The sequence below is a fragment of the Knoellia locipacati genome (assembly GCF_044791685.1).
Lineage (GTDB): Bacteria > Actinomycetota > Actinomycetes > Actinomycetales > Dermatophilaceae > Knoellia > Knoellia locipacati_A.
In genome coordinates this window covers 2,103,013-2,122,957 of sequence record NZ_CP087730.1, presented here as the reverse complement: position 1 = coordinate 2,122,957, position 19,945 = coordinate 2,103,013, and the positions used below count along the sequence as shown (strand labels likewise).

The 19,945-nt window shown below is 70.6% G+C and carries 13 protein-coding genes and 1 tRNA gene; 1 reads left to right on the top strand and 13 read right to left on the bottom strand.

Translation table 11 applies throughout. The features are described from left to right. Position 1 precedes the first annotated feature (1 nt). From LL946_RS09800 to LL946_RS09755, 10 genes are all read right to left on the bottom strand, one after another. Positions 2–919 carry a carbohydrate ABC transporter permease gene (locus LL946_RS09800; protein WP_404380130.1) on the bottom strand — a complete coding sequence of 306 codons (918 nt, stop codon included), beginning with the start codon at positions 917–919 and terminating at the stop codon, positions 2–4. Next, complete coding sequence (locus LL946_RS09795) at positions 916–1,815, bottom strand: carbohydrate ABC transporter permease (protein WP_404380128.1); 900 nt, start codon at positions 1,813–1,815, stop codon at positions 916–918. Before LL946_RS09795 ends, LL946_RS09800 begins: the two co-directional genes overlap by 4 nt. A gap of 43 nt (positions 1,816–1,858) precedes the next feature. Next, on the bottom strand, positions 1,859–3,163 hold the full coding sequence (locus tag LL946_RS09790; RefSeq protein WP_404380126.1) for an ABC transporter substrate-binding protein: 1,305 nt from the start codon (positions 3,161–3,163) through the stop codon (positions 1,859–1,861). Next, positions 3,160–4,191 carry an N-acetylmuramic acid 6-phosphate etherase gene (locus LL946_RS09785; RefSeq protein WP_404380124.1) on the bottom strand — a complete coding sequence of 344 codons (1,032 nt, stop codon included), beginning with the start codon at positions 4,189–4,191 and terminating at the stop codon, positions 3,160–3,162. The genes LL946_RS09790 and LL946_RS09785 overlap by 4 nt, the downstream gene beginning before the upstream one ends. A 72-nt stretch (positions 4,192–4,263) precedes the next feature. Further along, a complete protein-coding gene (locus LL946_RS09780) occupies positions 4,264–5,148 on the bottom strand; it encodes a MurR/RpiR family transcriptional regulator (protein ID WP_404380122.1) in 885 nt (294 codons plus the stop codon). 9 nt (positions 5,149–5,157) lie between these two features. Next, positions 5,158–6,894 carry a serine hydrolase gene (locus LL946_RS09775; RefSeq protein WP_404380120.1) on the bottom strand — a complete coding sequence of 579 codons (1,737 nt, stop codon included), beginning with the start codon at positions 6,892–6,894 and terminating at the stop codon, positions 5,158–5,160. Continuing rightward, positions 6,891–8,219, bottom strand: a complete 1,329-nt coding sequence (locus LL946_RS09770; RefSeq protein ID WP_404380118.1) for an exo-beta-N-acetylmuramidase NamZ domain-containing protein — start codon at positions 8,217–8,219, stop codon at positions 6,891–6,893. Before LL946_RS09770 ends, LL946_RS09775 begins: the two co-directional genes overlap by 4 nt. A 74-nt stretch (positions 8,220–8,293) precedes the next feature. Next, positions 8,294–10,099 (bottom strand): glycoside hydrolase family 3 protein, encoded by a 1,806-nt coding sequence (locus LL946_RS09765; protein ID WP_404380116.1) that lies wholly within the window; start codon positions 10,097–10,099, stop codon positions 8,294–8,296. A gap of 232 nt (positions 10,100–10,331) precedes the next feature. Next, entirely contained in the window at positions 10,332–11,054 is a 723-nt protein-coding gene (locus LL946_RS09760) for a hypothetical protein (protein ID WP_404380114.1), read from the bottom strand. A gap of 293 nt (positions 11,055–11,347) precedes the next feature. Next, positions 11,348–11,432 (bottom strand) — tRNA-Ser (locus LL946_RS09755). Between the two features lie 252 nt (positions 11,433–11,684). Between LL946_RS09755 and LL946_RS09750 the strand changes: the two genes are divergently transcribed. Continuing rightward, positions 11,685–13,595 (top strand): propionyl-CoA synthetase, encoded by a 1,911-nt coding sequence (locus LL946_RS09750; protein ID WP_404380112.1) that lies wholly within the window; start codon positions 11,685–11,687, stop codon positions 13,593–13,595. 7 nt (positions 13,596–13,602) lie between these two features. Here LL946_RS09750 and LL946_RS09745 read toward each other — a convergent pair whose 3' ends face one another. From LL946_RS09745 to LL946_RS09735, 3 genes are read right to left on the bottom strand one after another with little or no spacing between them, the layout of a single operon-like run. Continuing rightward, a complete protein-coding gene (locus tag LL946_RS09745; RefSeq protein ID WP_404380110.1) occupies positions 13,603–14,646 on the bottom strand; it encodes a dihydroorotate dehydrogenase-like protein in 1,044 nt (347 codons plus the stop codon). After that, positions 14,643–18,230, bottom strand: coding sequence for a pyruvate:ferredoxin (flavodoxin) oxidoreductase (nifJ, locus tag LL946_RS09740; RefSeq protein ID WP_404380108.1), 3,588 nt, complete (start codon positions 18,228–18,230; stop codon positions 14,643–14,645). The genes LL946_RS09745 and nifJ overlap by 4 nt, the downstream gene beginning before the upstream one ends. Before the next feature lie 3 nt (positions 18,231–18,233). Continuing rightward, on the bottom strand, positions 18,234–19,865 hold the full coding sequence (locus LL946_RS09735) for an NAD(P)-binding protein (RefSeq protein WP_404380106.1): 1,632 nt from the start codon (positions 19,863–19,865) through the stop codon (positions 18,234–18,236). Positions 19,866–19,945: the final 80 nt, after the last annotated feature.

The window sequence follows — 19,945 nt, the reverse complement described above, 5'->3', positions numbered from 1 at the left end:
ATCACTTCGACATGCCGGCGGTCAACCCCGCGACGATCTGCTTGGTCGCGACGAGGAAGAGCAGGATGAGCGGGATGGTCGTGATGACGAGCCCGGCGAACAGCGCCGAGTAGTTCGTCGCGTTCTCGCCGAAGAAGTTCGTGAGGCCGACGGGCAGGGTGTACTTGGACTCCGAGCGCAGCAGCACGAGCGGGTAGAGGAAGTCGTTCCAGATCGGGACGAACCGGAACACCGCCACCGTCGCCAGTGCCGGCCGCACCATCGGCACCATGATCCGCCAGAAGGTCTGCCACGCGCTGGCGCCGTCGAGCACCGCCGCCTCCTCGAGCTCCTCGGGCAGCTGCCGGAAGAACGTCGTGAGGACGAAGATCGAGAACGGCACACCGGCCGCGGCATACATGAGCGCCAGGCCGAGCCGGCTGTCGATGAGGCCGAAGCCGTCGAAGAGGAAGAACACCGGCAGGATCGCGAGGTGGATCGGCAGCATGAGGCCGGAGAGGAAGAGCGACTCGAGCCAGCGGAAGATCCGCGCGCGGCCACGCGCCAGCCCGTATGCCGCCATCGTCGAGACCGCGGTGGAGATCGCGACCGCGCCCGCCGTCACGGCCAGCGAGTTGGCGAAGTACGTCCCGAAGCTGCCGACCGTCCAGGCCTCCTTGTATGCCGCGACGGTCGGGGACGTAGGCAGGCCTAGCGGGTTGGTGATGAAGTCGGCGTTGGTGCGGAAGCTGTTGAGCACCATGATGACGAGCGGTGCCAGGGCGAGGACGGCGTAGCCCCAGAGCAGGATGCTCGCACCCGCGCCACCGACCGGGTCGTTGGCGCGGGGGCCGCGGCGACGACGCGTCCGGCGCGCTGCCGGGTCGCTCGTCGAAGCCGCCGCGGGCGCGGCGTCGGCGGAGGTCAGGGTCGTCGTCATGACGCCATCGCCCGCTCGTGCCGGCGGAGCACCTTGGTCGCGGCCATCGCCCCACCGAAGATGATGAGGAAGAGCACGGTCGCGAGGGCAGACGAGGTGCCGATCGCGTCGACCGCGCCGGAGTCGAAGGCCGACCGGTAGAAGAGCAGCGAGACGAAGTCCGTCGACCCCGCCGGGTTGCCCGTCGAGCCACCGAAGGCGAACGGCAGGGCGAACGCCTCCATCGCGAAGATGAACGTCAGCACCGAGACCGTCCCGATCGCCGGGATGAGCAGCGGGAAGGTGATCCGGCGGAAGACCTGCCCGTGCGACGCGCCGTCGACGCGCGCCGCCTCGGTGAGCTCCTCGGGCACGCCGCCGAGGGCCGCGCCGTAGAGGAGCACCGGGAAGCCGACCCACTGCCACACGGAGACGAGGATGACCACCCAGAGCGCGGTCTTGGGGTCACCCAGCCACGGGAGGGCGAACTGCTCGAGGCCGATCTTGGTGAGGAGCTGATTGACCGGGCCGAACGTCGGCGACAGCAGCAGCGTCCAGAGGTAGCCGATGACGATCGGGCTCACGAGGAAGGGCATCGCGTAGAGCGTCTGCAGCATCCTGCGGGTGCGGGCCCGGCGGTGGAGCAGGGTCGCCACGGTGAGGCCGATCGTGTTCTGGACGAGCATCGTGCCGACGAAGAAGAGGATGTTGTGCAGCAACGCCTTCGGCAGGTCGGTCTTGAACGGTGCCCGGTTGACGAGCGCCGAGAAGTTCGACAACCCGGCGAACCCTTGGCGGCTCGTCCCCTGCCACTCGAAGAAGGCGTAGGAGAACGCCGTCAGCATCGGGTAGAGGACGAACACGCCGAAGAGGACGAGTGCCGGCGCGAGGAAGGCCAGTCCGGTGCGCGTCTTCACGACAGCGAGCCAACCACGGCCCCGAGGCCGGAATCCAGCCCCGTCACGGCGTCGGCTTGAACCAGGTCTTCACCCCGGTGTCGATGTCGGCCGCGACCTGCGCCGCCGTCTTGGAGCCGAGGAGCAGCTGCTGCGCACCCTTGCCCATGAGGTCCGTGCCCGACGGGGTGCCGTAGCGGAAGTCGGTGAGCAGCAGGTACGGCGACGGCGACTTCTCGTAGTTGTCGGCCATCTGCTTGAGCAGCGGGTCGTTGTAGGTGACGCCCGGGACCGCCGAGATCTGCTTGACCTCGTCGGCGACCATCTGGCCGAACTCCTTGGTCGACATCCACTTGACGAGCTCGAGTGCCGCCTCCTGGTTGGGCGACTTGGCGTTGACCGCGAAGTTGCCGTCGGCCCAGCCGGGCGTCGTGGTCTTCTCCTCGGGCGAGCCGGTCGGCGCCGGGACCTCGAACACACCGAGGTCGATGTTGGGGTTGGCCTTCTTGAGGACGGCCATGTCGAACGAACCACCGGGGAACATCGCGGCCTTCTCGGCCGAGAAGAGCGTCTGCGCGTCCGTGACGGCGACACCCGTGACGTTCTTGGGGAAGTACTTGGTGAGCTGCTTGAAGACGTCGATCGAGGCGACGAAGTTCGGGTCGGTGAAGGACTTCTGGCCGCTCAGGACATCCTTCTGGAAGGCCGCGCCGCCGAAGCGCGGCGCCGCGAGCACCTCGTGCACGATCGGCAGCGTCCAGTCGTCCTTGGCGCCGACCGCGATGGGCGTGACGCCAGCGGCGAGCAGCTTGTCGCCCGCAGCGGTGAAGTCGGTCCAGGTCTTGGGCGCCTCGGTGATGCCGTTCTTCTCGAACAGGCCCTTGTTGTAGAACATCTGGACCGTCTGACGGGCGAGCGGCACGGAGTAGAGCTTGCCGTCGGCCTTGGACTTCGCCGAGTTGACGACGTTCTCGTCCCAGCCGGAGAGGTCGACCTTGCCGTCGAGCGGCACGAGCGAGCCACTCGCGATGGTCGGCTCGACCTGACCGTAGGAGCGGACCTGCGGCACGTCGGGCCCGTCGGAGCCGGCGAGGCCGGTCGCGAGGACCTTGTTGTACTCGGTCGCCTTGAACGGCTTGAACTCGACGGTCACGCCCTCGTTCTTGGCCTCGTAGGCGTCGAAGATCTTGTTGTATGCCGCCTCGTCCTCGACGCGCCAGGACCAGACCGTGAGAGTGGTCTTCTTGCCGTCACCACCCTCGGTGGAGCCCGACGTGTCGTTGTCGCTGGACGGTGCGCACGCCGCCACGGCGAGCACACCCGTGAAGGCGATGAGGGTGAGGGTGGAGCGGTGGGTCCGCTGGGTCATGACAACTCTCCTGTCGACACTGACTGGCTTGAGGTGGGGCTGGTGCTTGAGGTGGGGCTGGTGCTTGGGGTGGGGCTGGTGCTTGGGGTGGGACTGGTGCTTGGGCTGGTGCTTGAGGGATCTGAGGTGCTGATGGACGTGAGCGCCGCTGCGACGGAGCCGCCGTGGGCCGCCAGCGCAGTGAGCGCGACGTCGACCGGGACCTCGGCGAGGAGCGAGAGCAGCGCCGGCTTGAGCTGGCCGTCGGCGGCCTCGAGGGCGAGCCGGGCGTCCTCGTCGCTCGCCCCGCTGGCCTCCTGGAGGATGCGGACGACGCGCCCGCGCAGCTTGGCGTTGGTCGCGACGACGTCCACCATGAGGTTGGACCAGGTCCGGCCGAGCCGGATCATCACGGCGGTCGAGAAGGCGTTGAGGATGAGCTTCTGGGCCGTGCCGGCCTTGAGGCGCGTCGACCCGGTGAGGACCTCGGGGCCGGTGTCGGCGACGAGGACGTGGTCGGCGTATGCCGTGAGCTCCGATCCCGGGTTGGCGGTCACCAGGGCGGTGCGCGCACCGATCTCCCGGGCGCACATGAGGGCGCCCTTGACGTAGGGCGTGCGCCCGGAGGCGGTGAGCCCGATGACGACGTCCGCTGCGGTGAGGGTGCCGGCGTCCGCACTGCCGAGCTCGACGTCGTCCTCGACGTTCTCCACCGCACGCAGCAGTGCGGCAGGACCCCCGGCGTGGTGGGCGACGAAGAGCCCCTCGGGTGCGTTGAAGGTCGGGAGCAGCTCGGCGGCATCGAGGACCGCGAGGCGCCCGGACGTGCCCGCCCCGAAGTAGTGGACGTGGCCGCCTGCCCGGATCGCGTCGACGGCGTGGTCGACCAGACGCGCGAGCTCCGGGAGGGTCTCCGCCACGGCGTCGGCCACGGTGCGGTCAGCGTCGTTCATCAGGGTGAGGACCTCGAGGGTCGACGCGGTGTCGATCTCGGTCGTGCCCGGATGGCGCTCTTCGGTGGGTGCACTCACCCGGACGTCGCTGGCCATTCCCGCAGGTTAGTTTCTTACGCTCTCAGCGTCAAGAATGTAAATCAGTGACGCGGTCTCGACGGGTCCGCGTCAGACGAGGTGGTGGCTGGCGACGGCCTTGCGGCTGTCGGCCACGGCCTTGCGGGCACGGCGCAGGTCACGCTGCGCCACAGCGATGTAGAGGCAGTCGACGACGGTGAGGGCCGCGATCCGGCTCGCCGTGGCGCCCGAGCGCAGGGAGTTCTCGCGGGCCGCCGTGGTGAGCACGATGTCCGCGGACTTCGCGAGCGGCGACAGGGGGAAGTTCGTGATCGCGATGGTCCTCGCGCCGTGACGGCGAGCGACCGCGAGCGACTCGATGGTCTCGCTCGTCGACCCCGAGTGCGAGATGCCGATGGCGACGTCCTGCTTGGTGAGCAGCGTCGCGCTCGTGAGGGCGATGTGGGGGTCGCTCCAGGCGAACGACACGACGCCGATGCGGTGCAGCTTCTGCTGGAGGTCCGCTCCCACGGTGGCCGAGGCACCGATGCCGTAGATGTCCACCCGCGTGGCCCGGGCCACGGCGTCGACCGCGGCGGTGAGCGCGTCACGGTCTAGCTGCTGGGCGGTCTCCTCCACGGCGCTCGAGTCGACGCTCGCGACCTTGGCGATGATGTCGTCGATGGTGTCGGAGGCGCTGATGTCGCTGCCGGCCATGCGCTGCTCACGCGGCATCGCCGACTCGGCCGCCAGGGCGAGGCGCAGCTGCGGGTAGCCCTTGAGGCCGAGCCGCTTGCAGAAGCGCAGCACCGTCGTCTCCGAGGTCTTGGCCTCCTGCGCGAGCTCGGTGATCGTGAGGTCGGAGGCACGACGGGCGTCCGCGAGCACCTGCGCGGCCACCCGCTCCTCGGCTGGTGTGAGCGACGGAAGGATCCCGCGCAACCGGACGAGGAGCGGGGCGTCAGCCACGTCGAAGGTCTGAGTGGAGGTCGACATGTGCCAAAACTACGACCTCCGGGACAGAGTCCACCCAGAAGCGGCAAATGTGGTCGCCGAGTCGTCACTGTCGACGACGACTCCGCCGGGCCCGACGACGCGGATCCGGCTCACCGCGACGCCACGACCAAGGGTGTTGCCGTCGGTCGTGTAGCGCCACCGCAGCGCCGTGGCGGCGCCGTCGAGCTCGGCGCGAACCTGCGTCCAGCGACGCTCGCCCGGCGTCCCACTGACGGATCCGTCCTCCTCGCCGGCCCGCGTGTCGCCGGGGTGCCGGATCTCCAGCGGGACGAGGGTCCACGTCACGCCGTCCGCGGAGGACTCGACGCGCAGCACGTCGGTCTCCTCGGTCTCGGCGACGAGGTCGAAGCCGAGCCTGGCCCCGCCCTCGGGAAGGCTGAGGGGGACGGACAGCACGGCGTTGGCCGCGTGCTGGGGCTGGGTCTCCCACGACACGTGGCTGCCCCGCGGGGTGATCGGCAGTGCGCGCCCGAGACCGCCGGCCCACGCCTGCCGGGCGACGTTGATGCTGCCCCACGACCTCGACGGGTGGACGCGGTTGGTCAGAAGGATCGCGAACGAGCGCGAGGCGAAGTCGATGACGAGCGAGGTCCCGGTGTAGCCGGTGTGCCCCGCCGTCCGCGGCCCGCTCAGGGCGTCCATGTACCAGGTCTGGTTGAGCTCGAAGCCGAGCCCGTGGTCGTCTCCCGGGAACGCCTCGTTGAAGTTGGTGATGAGCAGCGCGACACTCTTGCGGTCGAGGACGCGCGCGCCCTGGTAGGTCCCACCGTTGAGCAGGGCCTGGGCCAGGATCGCGAGGTCGTCCGCAGTGGAGAAGACCCCGGCGTGCCCGGCGACGCCGCCGAGGGACCACGCGTTCTCGTCGTGCACCTCGCCCCGGACCATGCCCCGGGCCGGCACGGCCTGGTACTCGGTGGCGGCGGTGCGCTCGACCTGGCTCGGGTTGTAGCCGGTGTCGGACATGCCCAGCGGCCCGGTGAGCCGGGAGACGACGACCTCGTCGAGCGACTGGCCCCGCAGTCGCTCGACGAGGACGCCGAGTGTGATGAGGTTGAGGTCGCTGTAGCGGTAGACCGTGCCCACCGGGTTGGTGAGCGGCTGGTTCATCACCGCAGCGATGCGCGACGCCTTGTCGGGGTAGCGGCTGTAGAGCGGCAGCCACGACGTGAACCCGCTCGTGTGCGTGAGCAGGTGCCGGATCGTCACCGCGCCCTTGCCCGCCGCCGCGAACTCCGGCAGATAGGTTGCGACCGCCGCCTCCAGCTCGACCCGCCCCTCCTCGATGAGCTGGACGACGGCGATCGACGTGAAGAGCTTCGAGACCGAAGCCAGGTCGAAGATCGTGTCGCGACGCATGGGAACCCACTGGTCCTGCGGGAGCTCCTCCGTCGCGGTGCGGTAGCGCAGCGCGAAGCCGTCCACCTGCGTGGCCACGACGACACCGTCGTGTGCCATGAGCCCGACGTGCCCGGGGTAGAGCGGCCGCCCACCGGGCGGTGCGACCTGGCGGCTGCGCACCTGCTCCTTGGCGACCTCGATGGGTGCCGGGTCGAGGCCCACCGAGGCCGGCGTCCCCTCACGGAGCACCGTCGACGGCGGAGCGAACCCGGTGAAGGGCTGGTCGAAGTCGTCGGCGCGAGCCACGAGCGGCGCGGCCACGGGGACGAACAGGGCCGTCCCCGCGGCGAGGCCGCCACCGATGACGCTGCGTCGCGTGAGGCTCATCGGGCCGGGCCGCCGTAGATGAGGTAGGGCTGGCGGGCCGCGTCGAACGCCGCCAGCTCGGCCTGCCAGGCACCGATGACGGTGTCGACGTCGGCTCCGGCCGTGATCTGGTCGCGCAGCCGGGTCGAGCCGGTGAGCTTGTCGATCCAGTACGGTCGCGCCGGGTCGTAGGTGTCGTAGCGCCACTGGAACGCGCTGAAGATCGACTTGGCTGCCACGAGCATCTCGACGCCGACCCGCACCGGGTCGATCGCCGACGGGTCGGTGATGTGCACCTGGACTCCACCGCAGACCTTGCCGACGTGCTTGTTGAACGTCGGGGTGAAGTACGCCTCGCGGAAGGCCACGCCCGCGACGTCGCGACCCGCGAGCTTCTCGGCCCAGCGGTAGTCGACGTAGGGCGCTCCGATGAGCTCGAACGGTCGGGTGGTCCCGCGGCCCTCGGAGAGGTTCGTCCCCTCGAACATGCCCGTACCCGGGTAGACGAGCGCGGTGTCGGGAGTCGGCATGTTGGGACTGGGCATGACCCACGGAAGGCCGGTGCCGGCATACGTCACGTCGCGGCGCCAGCCCTTGACCTCGACGACCTCGAGCCTGCTCAGGCGAGCGCCGCCGGTGTCGGTGGGCAGGATCTCGGCGTCGAGGAAGCGGGCGAGCTCACCCACGGTCATGCCGTGCGCCTGGACGATCTTCTCGGCGCCCACACCGGAGGTGAAGGCGTCGGTCATCATCGGCCCGTAGGCGGTGCCGCCGATGGGGTTCGGGCGGTCGAGGACGACGAAGGAGGCGCCGGTCTCCACGGCCGCCTTCATCGCCGTGTACATCGTCCAGATGTAGGTGTAGAAGCGCGCACCCACGTCCTGGATGTCGAAGACGACCGTGTCCGTGCCGGACTCCCTGATCATCGACGCGAACTTCGCCGTGTTCGCGCCGTAGGCGTCGTAGACGGTGAGGCCGGTGCGCTCGTCGACGTAGGTGTCCTCGGCCTCGCCGGCCTGCGCCGTGCCACGGAAGCCGTGCTCGGGCCCGAACACCCCGCGGATGTCGACCGTCCCCGCGTCGTGCATCTCGTCGACGATGGTGCGCAGGTTGAGCAGGATGCCGGTCGGGTTGGTGATGATGCCGACCTTGCGACCGGCGAGGACCGACCAGCCACTGGCAGCGGCCACGTCCGCGCCGGGCGTCACCTTGCGGTTGGGGTCGTTCGTGGACGTCGCGTATGCCGTCGGGCTGGCGGACGCGGGCGTCGCTCCGAGGCCGAGGGCAGCGACTCCGGCGAGGCCGGCTCCACCGGTGAGCAGCTGGCGGCGGTTGGGTGAGGTCATGGCTGTCTCCATTTCGTCGCCTTGTGTGCCTGAGCGCGAGCCGGAGGTCGCGCTCAGGCACACAAGGCCGGGTTTCAGTAGGTGAGGCCGTGGCCGAAGGGGAAGAGCACCGTGCCCGGCGCGCCCTTGGCGGGGATGTCGACGGGGAGCTTGCCGGTCGGTGCGACCGCACCGGAGATGACGCGAGCCGCTGCCCTGATGGCAACCGGGCTGTACGAGTACGTCGAGAGGTAGGTCGTCGTGCCGGGCAGGTAGGCGATGTCGTAGGGGTCGCGGGTCGCGACGACGATCACGGGGATCCCGGTGTCCTGCAGCGCCTTGACGAGCTTCTGCTGGCCGCCGCGCTTGTCGGTGACGTTCGTGTCCCACGCCTTCATCGTCGTGACGACGACGGCGTCCTTGCCCTGTGCCGAGGCGACCGCCGACGCGATCTGGGCGTCGGTGGGCGAGGTGCCGGTCTGGTTGACCGTCGTCGTGGCCCCGGCCTCGGTCAGGCCGTCGGCGAGGATCTGGGTCGTCGTCACGCCGTAGCCGGTGACGAGGACCTTCTTGCCGGTCGTCGCGAGGGGCAGCACGCCGTCGTCGTTCTTGATGAGCGTGCTCGTCCTGTTGGTGACGGCGTCGGCCGTCGCGAGGTGCTCGGTGGTGCCGACGACGGTGTCGACCGCCGCCGGGTCGACCATCGGGTCGGCCACGATGCCGCGCTCGACCTTGAGCTCGAGCACACGACGGACCTTGGCGTCGAGGTCGGCCTGGCTGATCCGGCCGCTCTCGACCGCGCCGATCACGGCGGCGTAGGCCTTGTCCATGGCCGGCGTCATCAGGAGCTGGTCGGCGCCGGCCTCGAGGGCGCGGACGGCGACCTCCTCGTCGCCGTAGAGCGCGCGCACACCCGCCATCTCGAGGGCGTCGGTGACGATGACGCCGTCGTAGCCGAGCTCGCCCCGCAGCAGGTCGGTGAGGATCGGCTTGCTCAGGGTCGCCGGGTCGCCCGAGTCGTCGAGGGCCGGGAAGGCGAGGTGGGCCGTCATGATCATGTCGATGCCCTGGTCGATGGCGGCCTTGAACGGCGGCGCGTCCAGCTGCTCCCACTGCTCACGCGTGTGGGTGATGACCGGGAAGGCCGTGTGGCTGTCGGTCGCGGTGTCGCCGTGGCCGGGGAAGTGCTTGGCGCTGGCCGAGACCTTGCCGTCCTCCTGGTAGCCGGCCACCTGCGCGGCCACCATCTCCGCCGCGAGCTCGGGCTTGCTCGAGAACGAGCGGGTGCCGATGACCGGGTTGAGCGGGTTGACGTTGACGTCGGCGACGGGGGCGAAGTTGGTGTTGACGCCCATGGCGCGCAGCTCCTGGCCGGTGATGGCGGCCGCGGTGCGGGCGTCCTGCGCGGACCGGCCGGCGCCGAGCGCCATCGATCCGGGGAACTGCGTGGCGGGCGGGCCGATGCGGGTGACGACACCCTGCTCCTGGTCGATCGAGATGCCGAGGGGAATGTCGACCTTCGAGTCCTGACCGAGGGCTGCCTGCTGGAGGCCGTTGGACAGGCCCGCGATCTGCTGCGGGTTCTTCACCGAGTCGGTCCAGGCGAAGTAGATGACCCCGCCGAGGTGGTACTTCTGCACGACCTCGGACGGCTTCGCGACGCCGTAGAGGGGGACGTTGCGGGCGTCGGGGGTGTTCGCGTCCTGTCCGTAGACCTGCTGCACGAAGAGCTGGCCGACCTTCTCCTCGAGCGTCATCCGGACGAGGGTCGACTGGACCCAGCCGACCGGTCCGGCGGGAACCGCGGCGTCCGCGGTCGTGAGCGGGACGGCGCCCGCTGCGAGGGTCGCGGCGACCGCGGAGGCGATCGCGGTGCGGCGGGTGACTGACGGACGGGACATGACATCTCCGGTTTCTCAGGGTTCACGACGATGTGAACGATTCACGCACGGGGTCTTGACAGTGGAACTTAGCCACACGTCAGGACATGCGCAACAGATACGGATCCGTCACTTCCGGATCGCTCGGGTGGCCGCGCCCTCCGGCCAGCGAGCCAGACGTTCGCGAGCGATGCAGCCATGCCTCGATTGTCAGGATCGCGAAACTGTGGCTCGCCCGACGTCCGCGCGTGGGTCAGGTGATGGCGGCGCGCAGGACGGCGACCACGAGCCCACCCACGAACGCCACGATCACGCCGTGCCACCACCGCAGGCGCGCGCCCTCGGCCGCCGAGGGCGAGCCTCGCCACCAGAGTTCGGTGACGGCATACGCGACGACACCGAGCCCCATGCCCAAGGTGGCGCTGAGTACCCAGAACGGCCTCGTGCCCAGTGTCGGGGGCAGCAGCACGAGACCGACCAGAGCCAGGCCCGCCGCGACGAGGGCGGGGTAGGCCGCCCAGTCACGGCTCGGCGGTTGGGTCTCGGGGGTGAACGGCCGGGCACCGGACTCGATCAAGGCCGTCAGGACGTCGCGCTCGCCGACCGAGAACGCCACCTCGGGGGACCATCGCGTCCGCGTCTCACCCTCGAGCATGTAAACGACCTGGCGCGGCGGCCCGTCGACGGGACGTCCCTGCTCGTCGGCGGCAGGCACGTCGGCCATCCACTGCGTGGCGAGGCTGAACGGCTCGCTGCGGACGGTGGTGACCACCTGGTAGCCCGAGATCCGTCCGGACTCCACGTCGGCGATGAACTCGTGCGGCCTCACCTCGTGCAGGCTCGACATCCACGACGGCACCGCCCAGGCGACCCACGCCGCCACGACGACCGCAGCCAGGATGCGACGCAGGACCGGCCGGGCCAGCGCGCCCTCCGGCTCGGCCGGACGCACCGTCTCCCCCACTTGGACCGTCATGGTCGAGATGCTCCCACCCGAGGGGCCCCGTGTCCCTCCAAACGGACCGGGCATGCAGAAGGGCCTCGACGCATCGGCGGGGCCCTTCATCCGGCGCGGGTCCCACGCTCTGCGTGGGCGGATGGGGGATTCCCACCCGGGAGTCGAGCCCGATGCAGAAGGCCCGACACATGGTCGGGGCCCTTCCGTCTGGCGCGGGTCCCACGCTCTGCGTGGGCGGATGGGGGATTCCCACCCGGGAGGCGAGCCCGATGCAGAAGGGCCCCGACGCATGGTCGGGGCCCTTCATCCGGCGGAGGATAGGGGATTCGAACCCCTGAGGGCGTTAACCCAACACGCTTTCCAAGCGTGCGCACTAGGCCACTATGCGAATCCTCCACCGCGGAGGCTACCCGAGCGTCGAACGCCGACGAAATCGGCTCAGCGCTCGCGCGAGGAGCTCCACAGTGGGCACCTGACCCCTTGGGTGTCGGGGATCCGGGTCCATGCGCGCAGCGGTGACCCCGGATACCCGACACCCAGCACGGAGATGACCGACCGGCCTCCACTCGGCGCACCTGCCGAGCCGCTCGGCTCGCCGCTCGTCGAACCACTGGTCGCGCCACGCGACGGACCGACACGATGGGTGCCATGAGCAACGACGCCTACGCGACGGCATACGCGCAGTCCCTCGAGGACCCGGAGACGTTCTGGCGCCGTGCCGCCGACGGCATCGAGTGGCTCACGCCGCCGACCACGATCCTCGACGACTCGAACCCAGCGCTCTACCGCTGGTTCCCCGGCGCCACCCTCAACACGTGCTTCAACGCGCTCGACCGGCACGTGCGCGACGGCCGCGGCGACCAGCCGGCGCTCATCCACGACAGTCCCGTGACGGGCGTCAAGCAGACGCTGTCGTATGCCGTCCTGCTGGATCGCGTCGCGACCTTCGCCGGAGCGCTCGCGAGCCTGGGGGTCGAGAAGGGCGACCGCGTCGTCGTCTACATGCCGATGGTCCCCGAGGCCGTCGTCGCCATGCTCGCGTGCGCCCGGCTCGGCGCAATCCACTCGGTCGTCTTCGGCGGGTTCGCCCCGGCGGAGCTGGCCGCGCGGATCGAGGACGCCGAGCCCAAGGTCGTCGTCGCGGCGAGCTGCGGCATCGAGCCGAGCCGCGTCGTCGAGTACAAGCCGATGCTCGACGTGGCGCTCGACCGCAGCAGCCACAAGCCCGAGTCGGTCATCGTCCTCCAGCGCGAGCAGGCCCGGGCCGCGGTGGGTGAGCGCGACACCGACTGGGAGGAGATGGACTGGGACGAGCTGGTCTCCGACGCCGAGCCGGCCGACTGCGTCGAGGTCGCGGCCACCGACCCGCTCTACGTCCTGTACACGTCCGGCACCACCGGCCGCCCCAAGGGGATCGTGCGCGACAACGGTGGGCACGCCGTCGCGCTGCGCTGGTCGATGGCCAACGTCTACGACATCGGTCCGGGTGACGTGTGGTTCACCGCGAGCGACGTCGGGTGGGTCGTCGGCCACTCCTACATCGTCTACGCGCCGCTGCTCACCGGGGCCACCACCGTCCTCTACGAGGGCAAGCCGGTCGGCACCCCCGACGCCGGCGCGTTCTGGCGGGTCATCGCCGAGCACGGCGTCAAGGCGATGTTCACCGCCCCCACGGCCTACCGCGCGATCAAGCGCGACGACGCCAGGGGCGAGCTGCTGCGCGACTACGACGTCTCCTCGCTCGAGACGGTCTTCCTCGCGGGCGAGCGCCTCGACCCCGACACCTACGAGTGGGCGACGTCGACGCTCGGGGTGCCCGTGGTCGACAACTGGTGGCAGACCGAGACCGGGTGGCCGATCGCGGCGAACCCCCGCGGTCTGGAGCCGCTGCCCATCAAGTCCGGCTCCCCCTCGGTCCCCATGCCGGGGTATGCCGTCTCGATCCTCGACGAGACCGGTGCACCCCTGCCTGCGGGCGAGGAGGGCGCGATCGCGATCCGTCTGCCCCTCCCGCCCGGGACCCTGGTCACGCTGTGGGGCGACGACCAGCGCTACGTCGACGGCTACCTCTCGACCTACCCCGGCTACTACGCGACGGGTGACGGTGGCCTCGTCGACGAGGACGGCTACCTGTTCGTCATGGGCCGCACCGACGACGTGCTCAACGTCGCCGGGCACCGGCTCTCGACCGGCTCGATCGAGGCGGCCCTCGCCGGCCATCCCGACGTCGCCGAGTGCGCCGTCATCGGTGTCGCCGACGAGCTCAAGGGCCAGCTGCCCCGCGGGCTCGTCGTCCTCAAGGGCGGCGTCGACTCCGACGGCGTCGAAGGCGACCGGATCCGGGCAGAGCTCGTGAAGCGCGTCCGTGACGAGGTCGGCGCGGTGGCGGCACTGCGGCAGGTCGACATCGTCGCCGCCCTGCCCAAGACGCGCTCCGGCAAGATCCTGCGCAAGACGATGCGCGAGATCGCCGACGGCCGCACGCCCACCGTGCCCGGGACGATCGAGGACGCGTCCGTGCTCGACACGCTCGGACCCGTCCTCCGCCCGGGCGGCTGACCTCGGTTCAGCTGCGAGCCCCCAAAGGGTCGCCATAGGTTCGGCGCAGCTGCTGCAGGGCCGCGACGTAGCCGGCCCGTTCGTAGGCGTCGTGGTCGACCCCCACCGGCACGGCCAACCGCCCGCGGAGCTCGTCGAGCGTCCCGAAGCCCTTGCGCCGCATCCACTCGTCGAGCCCGTCGAGGAGCACTGCGGCGTGGCCCAACCCGTGTCGCAGCAGCGCGGAGGCCGTCATGACCACGTCGGCGCCCGCCAGCAGGTACGCGGCGACGTCCTCGGCCTGGTCCACACCGGTCGTCGCCGCGAGCGAGGCGGTGACGTGGCCGTGCAGGATCGCGATCCACGTCCGGGGCAGCCGTGCCTCGGCCGGAGCGGACAGGCCGGTGCTCGTCGTGACGACGAGCTGCTCGGGGTCGACGTCGGGCTGGAGGAAGCGGTTGAAGAGCACCAGTCCGTCGGCGCCGGCCCGGTCGAGGCGCATCGCCATCTCACCCATGGAGCTGAAGTGCGGGCTGAGCTTGACCGCCACCGGCACGGTGACGGCGGCCTTGACCTGCTGGAGGATCTCGACGTGCCGGTCCTCGACGTCCCTGCCGCTCGTGTGCGGGTCTCCCGGGACGAAGTAGACGTTGAGCTCGACGGCGGCCGCGCCGGCGTCCTGCATCGACCGCGCGAATCCCACCCATCCCCCGGGTGTGCTGCCGTTGAGGCTGGCGATGACGGGGACGTCCACCGACACGGCGGCCTGCTCGAGCAGGCGCAGGTAGCGATCCGCCCCACCGGACTCGGGACCACTGCCACCTTGGGCTGCGGTCGAGGGGAAGTACGACTGGGCCTCGCCGAACGCGTTCTCGTGGGTCTCGGTGACCATGAGATCATGCAGCTGGTCGCGGTGCACCTCCTCCTCGAAGAGCGAGTACATGACGACCGCCCCGACGCCGGCGTCTGCGAGCGCGCGGACCCGGTCCACCCCCTGCGAGAGCGGGGAGGCGCTCGCGACGAGCGGGTTGCGCAGGGCGAGGCCGAGGTAGCTCGTCGACAGGTCGGTCACGGCGCCCTCCTCGCATCCGCGGGGAACCTCTCCGCTCCCCGGGTCGCCATCTCCTCGTACGTCTGCCACCGCTGGTCGACCGCCTCCTGCGCCAGGTGGAGCAGTCGCTCGGCCTCGGCGGGGTCGGAGTTGCGCAGCATCCGGTAGCGCAGCTCGTTGTAGATGTAGTCCTCGAGCGGGATGCGCGGACGCGGCGAGTCGAGCTGGAACGGGTTGCCCCCGATCGCCCGCACCGCCGGGTCGTAGCGCACGAGCGGCCAGTGCCCGGAGGCCACGGCGCGGTACTGCTGGTCCAGGCCCTTGCTCATCTCGATGCCGTGCGCGATGCAGTGGCTGTAGGCGATGACGAGCGACGGCCCGTCGTAGGCCTCGGCCTCGCGCATCGCCGTGAGCGTCTGGTGCGGGTCGGCGCCCATCGCCACCCGGGCCACGTAGACGTTGCCGTAGGCGATGGCCTGGAGGGCGAGGTCCTTCTTCGCCATGACCTTGCCCGCCGACGCGAACTTGGCCACCGCTCCGATCGGCGTCGCCTTGGACGACTGCCCGCCGGTGTTGGAGTACACCTCGGTGTCGAGAACGAGCACGTTGACGTTGCGGCCGCTGGCGAGCACGTGGTCGAGGCCGCCCGACCCGATGTCGTAGGCCCAGCCGTCCCCGCCGACGATCCAGACGGTCCGCCTCAGGAGGTGGTCAGCGACGCTGCGCAGGTCGCACACCACCGGCCCGGACATCGAATCGAGGCGCCGCAGCAGCTCGGCGACCCGCTCTCGTTGCGCGGTCAGCTCGAACTCGCGCACCTGCCCGGCACCGAGGATGGCGTCGGTGAGGTCGGCACCCACCTCGTCGCGGAGCTGGGTGAGGCGCTCGCGGGCCAGCCGTTCGTGGAGGTCGGCGGCGAGCCGAAGCCCGAGCCCGAACTCGGCGTTGTCCTCGAAGAGCGAGTTCGACCAGGCCGGACCCCGGCCCTGCGCGTTCTTGGTCCACGGCGTCGTCGGGAGGTTGCCGCCGTAGATCGAGGAGCAGCCGGTCGCGTTGGCCACCGTCAGCCGCTCGCCGAAGAGCTGGGTGAGCACCTTGAGGTACGGCGTCTCACCGCAGCCGGCACAGGCCCCGGAGAACTCGAAGAGGGGAAGGAGGAACTGCGTGCCGCGGACCGTCCCGAAGTCGACGCGCGAGCGGTCGTTCACCGGCAGGGACTCGAAGAAGGTGATGTTCTCGCGCTCGGGCCCGAGCAGGGGCTCGAGCGGCGCGAGGTTGATGGCCTTGCGCTCCGGCTCCCCCGGCATACCGGGAATGCTGAGCGGGCTCACGGGGCAGGCCTCGACGCACAGGCCGCAGCCGGTGCAGTCCTCGACGTAGACCTGCAGTGTGTAGCGCGACTCGGGGAGGCCGACCGAGTTCAGCGGAGCCGAGCGGAACCCCTCGGGCGCACCGTCAAGGGCGCCCTCGTCGAAGAACTTCGAGCGGATGACGCTGTGCGGGCAGACGAAGCTGCACGTGCCGCACTGGATGCAGGTGTCCGGGTCCCAGTCGGCGACGAGGTCGGAGATCCGACGTTTCTCGTATGCCGTGGTGCCACTGGGGTACGTGCCGTCCACCGGCATCGCGCTCACGGGGAGGGCGTCGCCGCGGCCGGCCATCATCTCGGCCGTCACCGTGCGCACGAACTCCGGCGCGTGCTGCGGCACGACGTCGGGCAGCTCGCGCTCGGACGACCTGGCTCCGGGGACCGGGACCTCGTGCAGCGCCGCAAGAGTGGCGTCGACGGCGGCCTCGTTCCGCCGCACCACCTCGGCGCCCCGGCGGCCGTAGGTCGCGCGGATCGACGCCTTGACCCGGGTGATCGCCTCCTCCGCGGGCAGGACGCCGGAGATCGCGAAGAAGCACGTCTGGAGCACGGTGTTGGTGCGGCCCGGCAGGCCCGCGAGACGGGCCACGGTCGTCGCGTCCACGGCATACAGGCGCAGGTGCCTGTCGATGATCTCCTGCTGCACGGGGCCGGGGATCGCGTCCCAGACCTCCTCGGGCGGTTGCGGGGCGTTGAGCAGCAGCGTCGCCCCGTCCTCGGCGCAGGCGAGCACGTCGACGGTGTCGAGCAGTCCGAGGTGGTGGCAGCCCACGAAGCCCGCGCGGCTCACGAGGTAGGGCGCGTGGATCGGGTGCGGACCGAAGCGCAGGTGCGAAACGGTGAGGCCGCCGGACTTCTTGGAGTCGTAGACGAAGTACGCCTGCGCGTGCACGTCGGGGTCCTCACCGAGGATCTTGATGGTGTTCTTGTTGGCGCCGACCGTGCCGTCCGATCCGAGGCCGTAGAAGACCGCGCGCAGGGTTTGCGGGTCCTCGATGTCGAGGTCGTGGTCGTAGTCGAGGCTCGTGCCGCCGACGTCGTCGGTGATGCCGAGGGTGAACCGGCGACGCGGCTGGGCGAGCGCCAGCTCGGCGAAGACACCGGCGACCATGCCGGGGGTCAGCTCCTTGGACGACAGGCCGTAGCGACCACCGATGACCCGCGGGACGGTGGCGCGGTCACCGCGCTCGTGGGCCTCGGCGAGGGTGGCGACGACGTCGAGGTAGAGCGGCTCGCCGTGGGAGCCCGCCTCCTTGGTGCGGTCGAGGACGGCCACCTGCCGCACGCTGTCGGGCAGCGCGGCGAGCAGCTCGGCCGCCGGGAAGGGACGGTAGAGGCGCAGCTGGACGACACCGACCCGCTCACCACCGGCGACGAGGTGGGCCACGGTCTCGCGGACCGTCTCGCCCGCCGAGCCCATGACGACGACGACCCGCTCGGCCTCGGGGTGACCGGAGTACTCGGCGACGCGGTAGTTGCGGCCCGTGTGCGTGGCGACCTCGTCCATGAACTCCTGCACCACGCCCGCGACCCGGTCGAGGAACGGGTTCACCGTCTCGCGGGCCTGGAACGCGACGTCGGGGTTCTGGGCGGTGCCCCGGATGAACGGGTGCTCGGGCGTGAGGGCCCGCGCCCGGTGCTGGCGGACCAGGTGCTCGGGGACGACAGCACGGAGCACGTCGTCGTCGATGAGCTCGATCGTGTTGAGCTCGTGCGAGGTGCGGAACCCGTCGAAGAAGTGGACGAACGGCACCCGGGTGCGCAGGGTGGCCGCGTGGGCGACGAGGGCGAGGTCGTGCGCCTCCTGCACCGAGGCCGAGGACAGCAGGGCGAAGCCGGTCTGGCGCACGGCCATGACGTCCGAGTGGTCGCCGAAGATCGACAGCCCCTGTGCGGCAACGGATCTGGCCGCCACGTGGAACACGGTGGACGTCAGCTCACCGGCGATCTTGTACATGTTGGGAATCATGAGGAGCAGACCCTGCGACGCCGTGAAGGTCGTGCTCAGTGCCCCGCCCTGGAGGGCGCCGTGCATCGCGCCGGCCGCACCGCCCTCGCTCTGCATCTCGATGACCGTGGGGACGGTCCCCATGACGTTGGTCCGCCCGTGGCTGGCCCACTCGTCGGCCAGCTCGGCCATCGTCGACGACGGCGTGATCGGGTAGATCGCGCACAGCTCGCTCAGTCGGTAGGCGACGTCGACCGCCGCCTGGTTGCCATCGATCGTCACGCGCATGGGTCATCTCTCCGGGACCATCTCGATGGCATGGACCGGGCACTGGCGGTAGCAGGCGCCGCAGCCCGTGCACTGGTTGAGGTCGAACTCGTAGCGGAGGCCCTCGCCGAGCTTGATGACTGCGTCCTCGGGGCAGGCGCCGAGGCAGCCGTCGCACTCGAAGCAGTTCCCGCAGGACAGGCAGCGCCCGGCCTCGAAGGCGGCCTCCGCCGGTGACAGCCCCGTGAGCACCTCGTCGAAGGTGTCGGCCCGGGCCCGGGGGTCGAGCTCGACCTGCTCCCGCCGGTCGTGGGCGCCGAAGTACCAAAGGTTGAGCTTGTCGAAGGTGGCGTGCGGGTGCTTGGGCGCCTGCTCGTGCGCGACGCCACGGAGCCAGGCGTCGATGGAGCGAGCGGCCCGCTTGCCGTGACCGACGCCGACGGTGACGTTGCGCTGGCTGGGGACTGCGTCGCCGCCGGCGAAGATCCCGGCCGCACCCGTCATGAGGGTGTCCTTGTCGACCCGGAGCGTGTCTCGCTGGAACTCGATCCCGGGCACCCCGCGCAGGAACGTCGTGTCGCTCTCCTGGCCGATCGCAAGGATCACGGTGTCCGCCTCGAGGGTCTCGAACTGCCCTGTGCCGTGTGGCTTCCCGTGCTCGTCGAGCTCCTGCACCTCGACGGTGAGGTCGCCCTCACCCATCGACGCGATGGTGCGCAGCCAGCTGATCCGGATGCCCTCCTCCTCGGCGTCCTGCGCCTCGGACTCGTGGGCCGGCATCTGCTCGCGGGTGCGGCGGTAGACGATGACCGTGTCGTCGGCGCCGAGCCGGCGGGCGACGCGCGCGGCGTCCATCGCCGTGTTGCCGCCGCCGTAGACCGCGACCCGTCCGGTCAGCGGCGAGCCCGCCCCACCGGCGGCGTCACGCAGGAAGCTCACGGCGTCGAGGACGCGCGACGCGTCCTGGTTCGGGATGTCGACCCGCGTCGACAGATGGGCCCCCACTGCCACGAAGACCGCGTCGAACCCACCGTCACGACGCTCGACGTCGAGGTCCTCCACCCGGTGGTCCTGCTCGAAGACGACGCCGAGCCCCCGGATCCGGTCGATCTCCGCGTCGAGCACCGCACGCGGCAGCCGATAGGACGGTATGCCGTAGCGCATCATCCCGCCCGGCTCGGCGCCGCTGTCACGCACCGTGACCTCGTGCCCGAAGCGGGCGAGGTGGTAGGCCGCGGAGAGACCACTGGGTCCCGACCCGACGACGAGGACGCGTCGGCCGGTCGGCGCCGGAGGTGAATGGAAGCGCCATCCACGCTCGATCGCAAGGTCGCCGAGGTGGCGCTCGACGCCGTGGATCGAGACGGCTCCGTCGAGCTCGACGCGGTTGCAGGCCGCCTCGCACGGGTGGTAGCAGACACGCCCATGGACGGCCGGCAACGGGTTGTCGGCCGTGAGCTGGCGCCAAGCGTCCTCCTCGCGACCCGCCTTGACGAGCCCGAGCCAGGCCTGGATGTTCTCCCCCGCGGGGCAGCCGACGTTGCAGGGCGGGAGCAGGTCGACGTAGACCGGGCGCTGCTGACGGACCGGACCCGAACGGGTCCGCCCCAGGCCCACGGGGGCCAGTGGGGTGAGGTCCCGATCTGCTCCGGCCACGGAGTTCTCCTTCTGCCCGACTGGGCCAGCGAGTCGCTCTGCGTCCCGCTACTACATCGTAGGGACGCCCGGGCGCGCCC

Excerpts from the sequence above, each read along its gene's own strand:
- LL946_RS09760 (WP_404380114.1), bottom strand. The coding sequence starts at position 11,054 with ATGACGGTCCAAGTGGGGGAGACGGTGCGTCCGGCCGAGCCGGAGGGC.
- LL946_RS09780 (WP_404380122.1), bottom strand. The coding sequence starts at position 5,148 with ATGTCGACCTCCACTCAGACCTTCGACGTGGCTGACGCCCCGCTCCTC.
- LL946_RS09790 (WP_404380126.1), bottom strand. The coding sequence starts at position 3,163 with ATGACCCAGCGGACCCACCGCTCCACCCTCACCCTCATCGCCTTCACG.
- LL946_RS09775 (WP_404380120.1), bottom strand. The coding sequence starts at position 6,894 with ATGAGCCTCACGCGACGCAGCGTCATCGGTGGCGGCCTCGCCGCGGGG.
- LL946_RS09800 (WP_404380130.1), bottom strand. The coding sequence starts at position 919 with ATGACGACGACCCTGACCTCCGCCGACGCCGCGCCCGCGGCGGCTTCG.
- LL946_RS09750 (WP_404380112.1), top strand. The coding sequence starts at position 11,685 with ATGAGCAACGACGCCTACGCGACGGCATACGCGCAGTCCCTCGAGGAC.
- LL946_RS09785 (WP_404380124.1), bottom strand. The coding sequence starts at position 4,191 with ATGGCCAGCGACGTCCGGGTGAGTGCACCCACCGAAGAGCGCCATCCG.
- LL946_RS09770 (WP_404380118.1), bottom strand. The coding sequence starts at position 8,219 with ATGACCTCACCCAACCGCCGCCAGCTGCTCACCGGTGGAGCCGGCCTC.
- LL946_RS09765 (WP_404380116.1), bottom strand. The coding sequence starts at position 10,099 with ATGTCCCGTCCGTCAGTCACCCGCCGCACCGCGATCGCCTCCGCGGTC.
- nifJ (WP_404380108.1), bottom strand. The coding sequence starts at position 18,230 with ATGCGCGTGACGATCGATGGCAACCAGGCGGCGGTCGACGTCGCCTAC.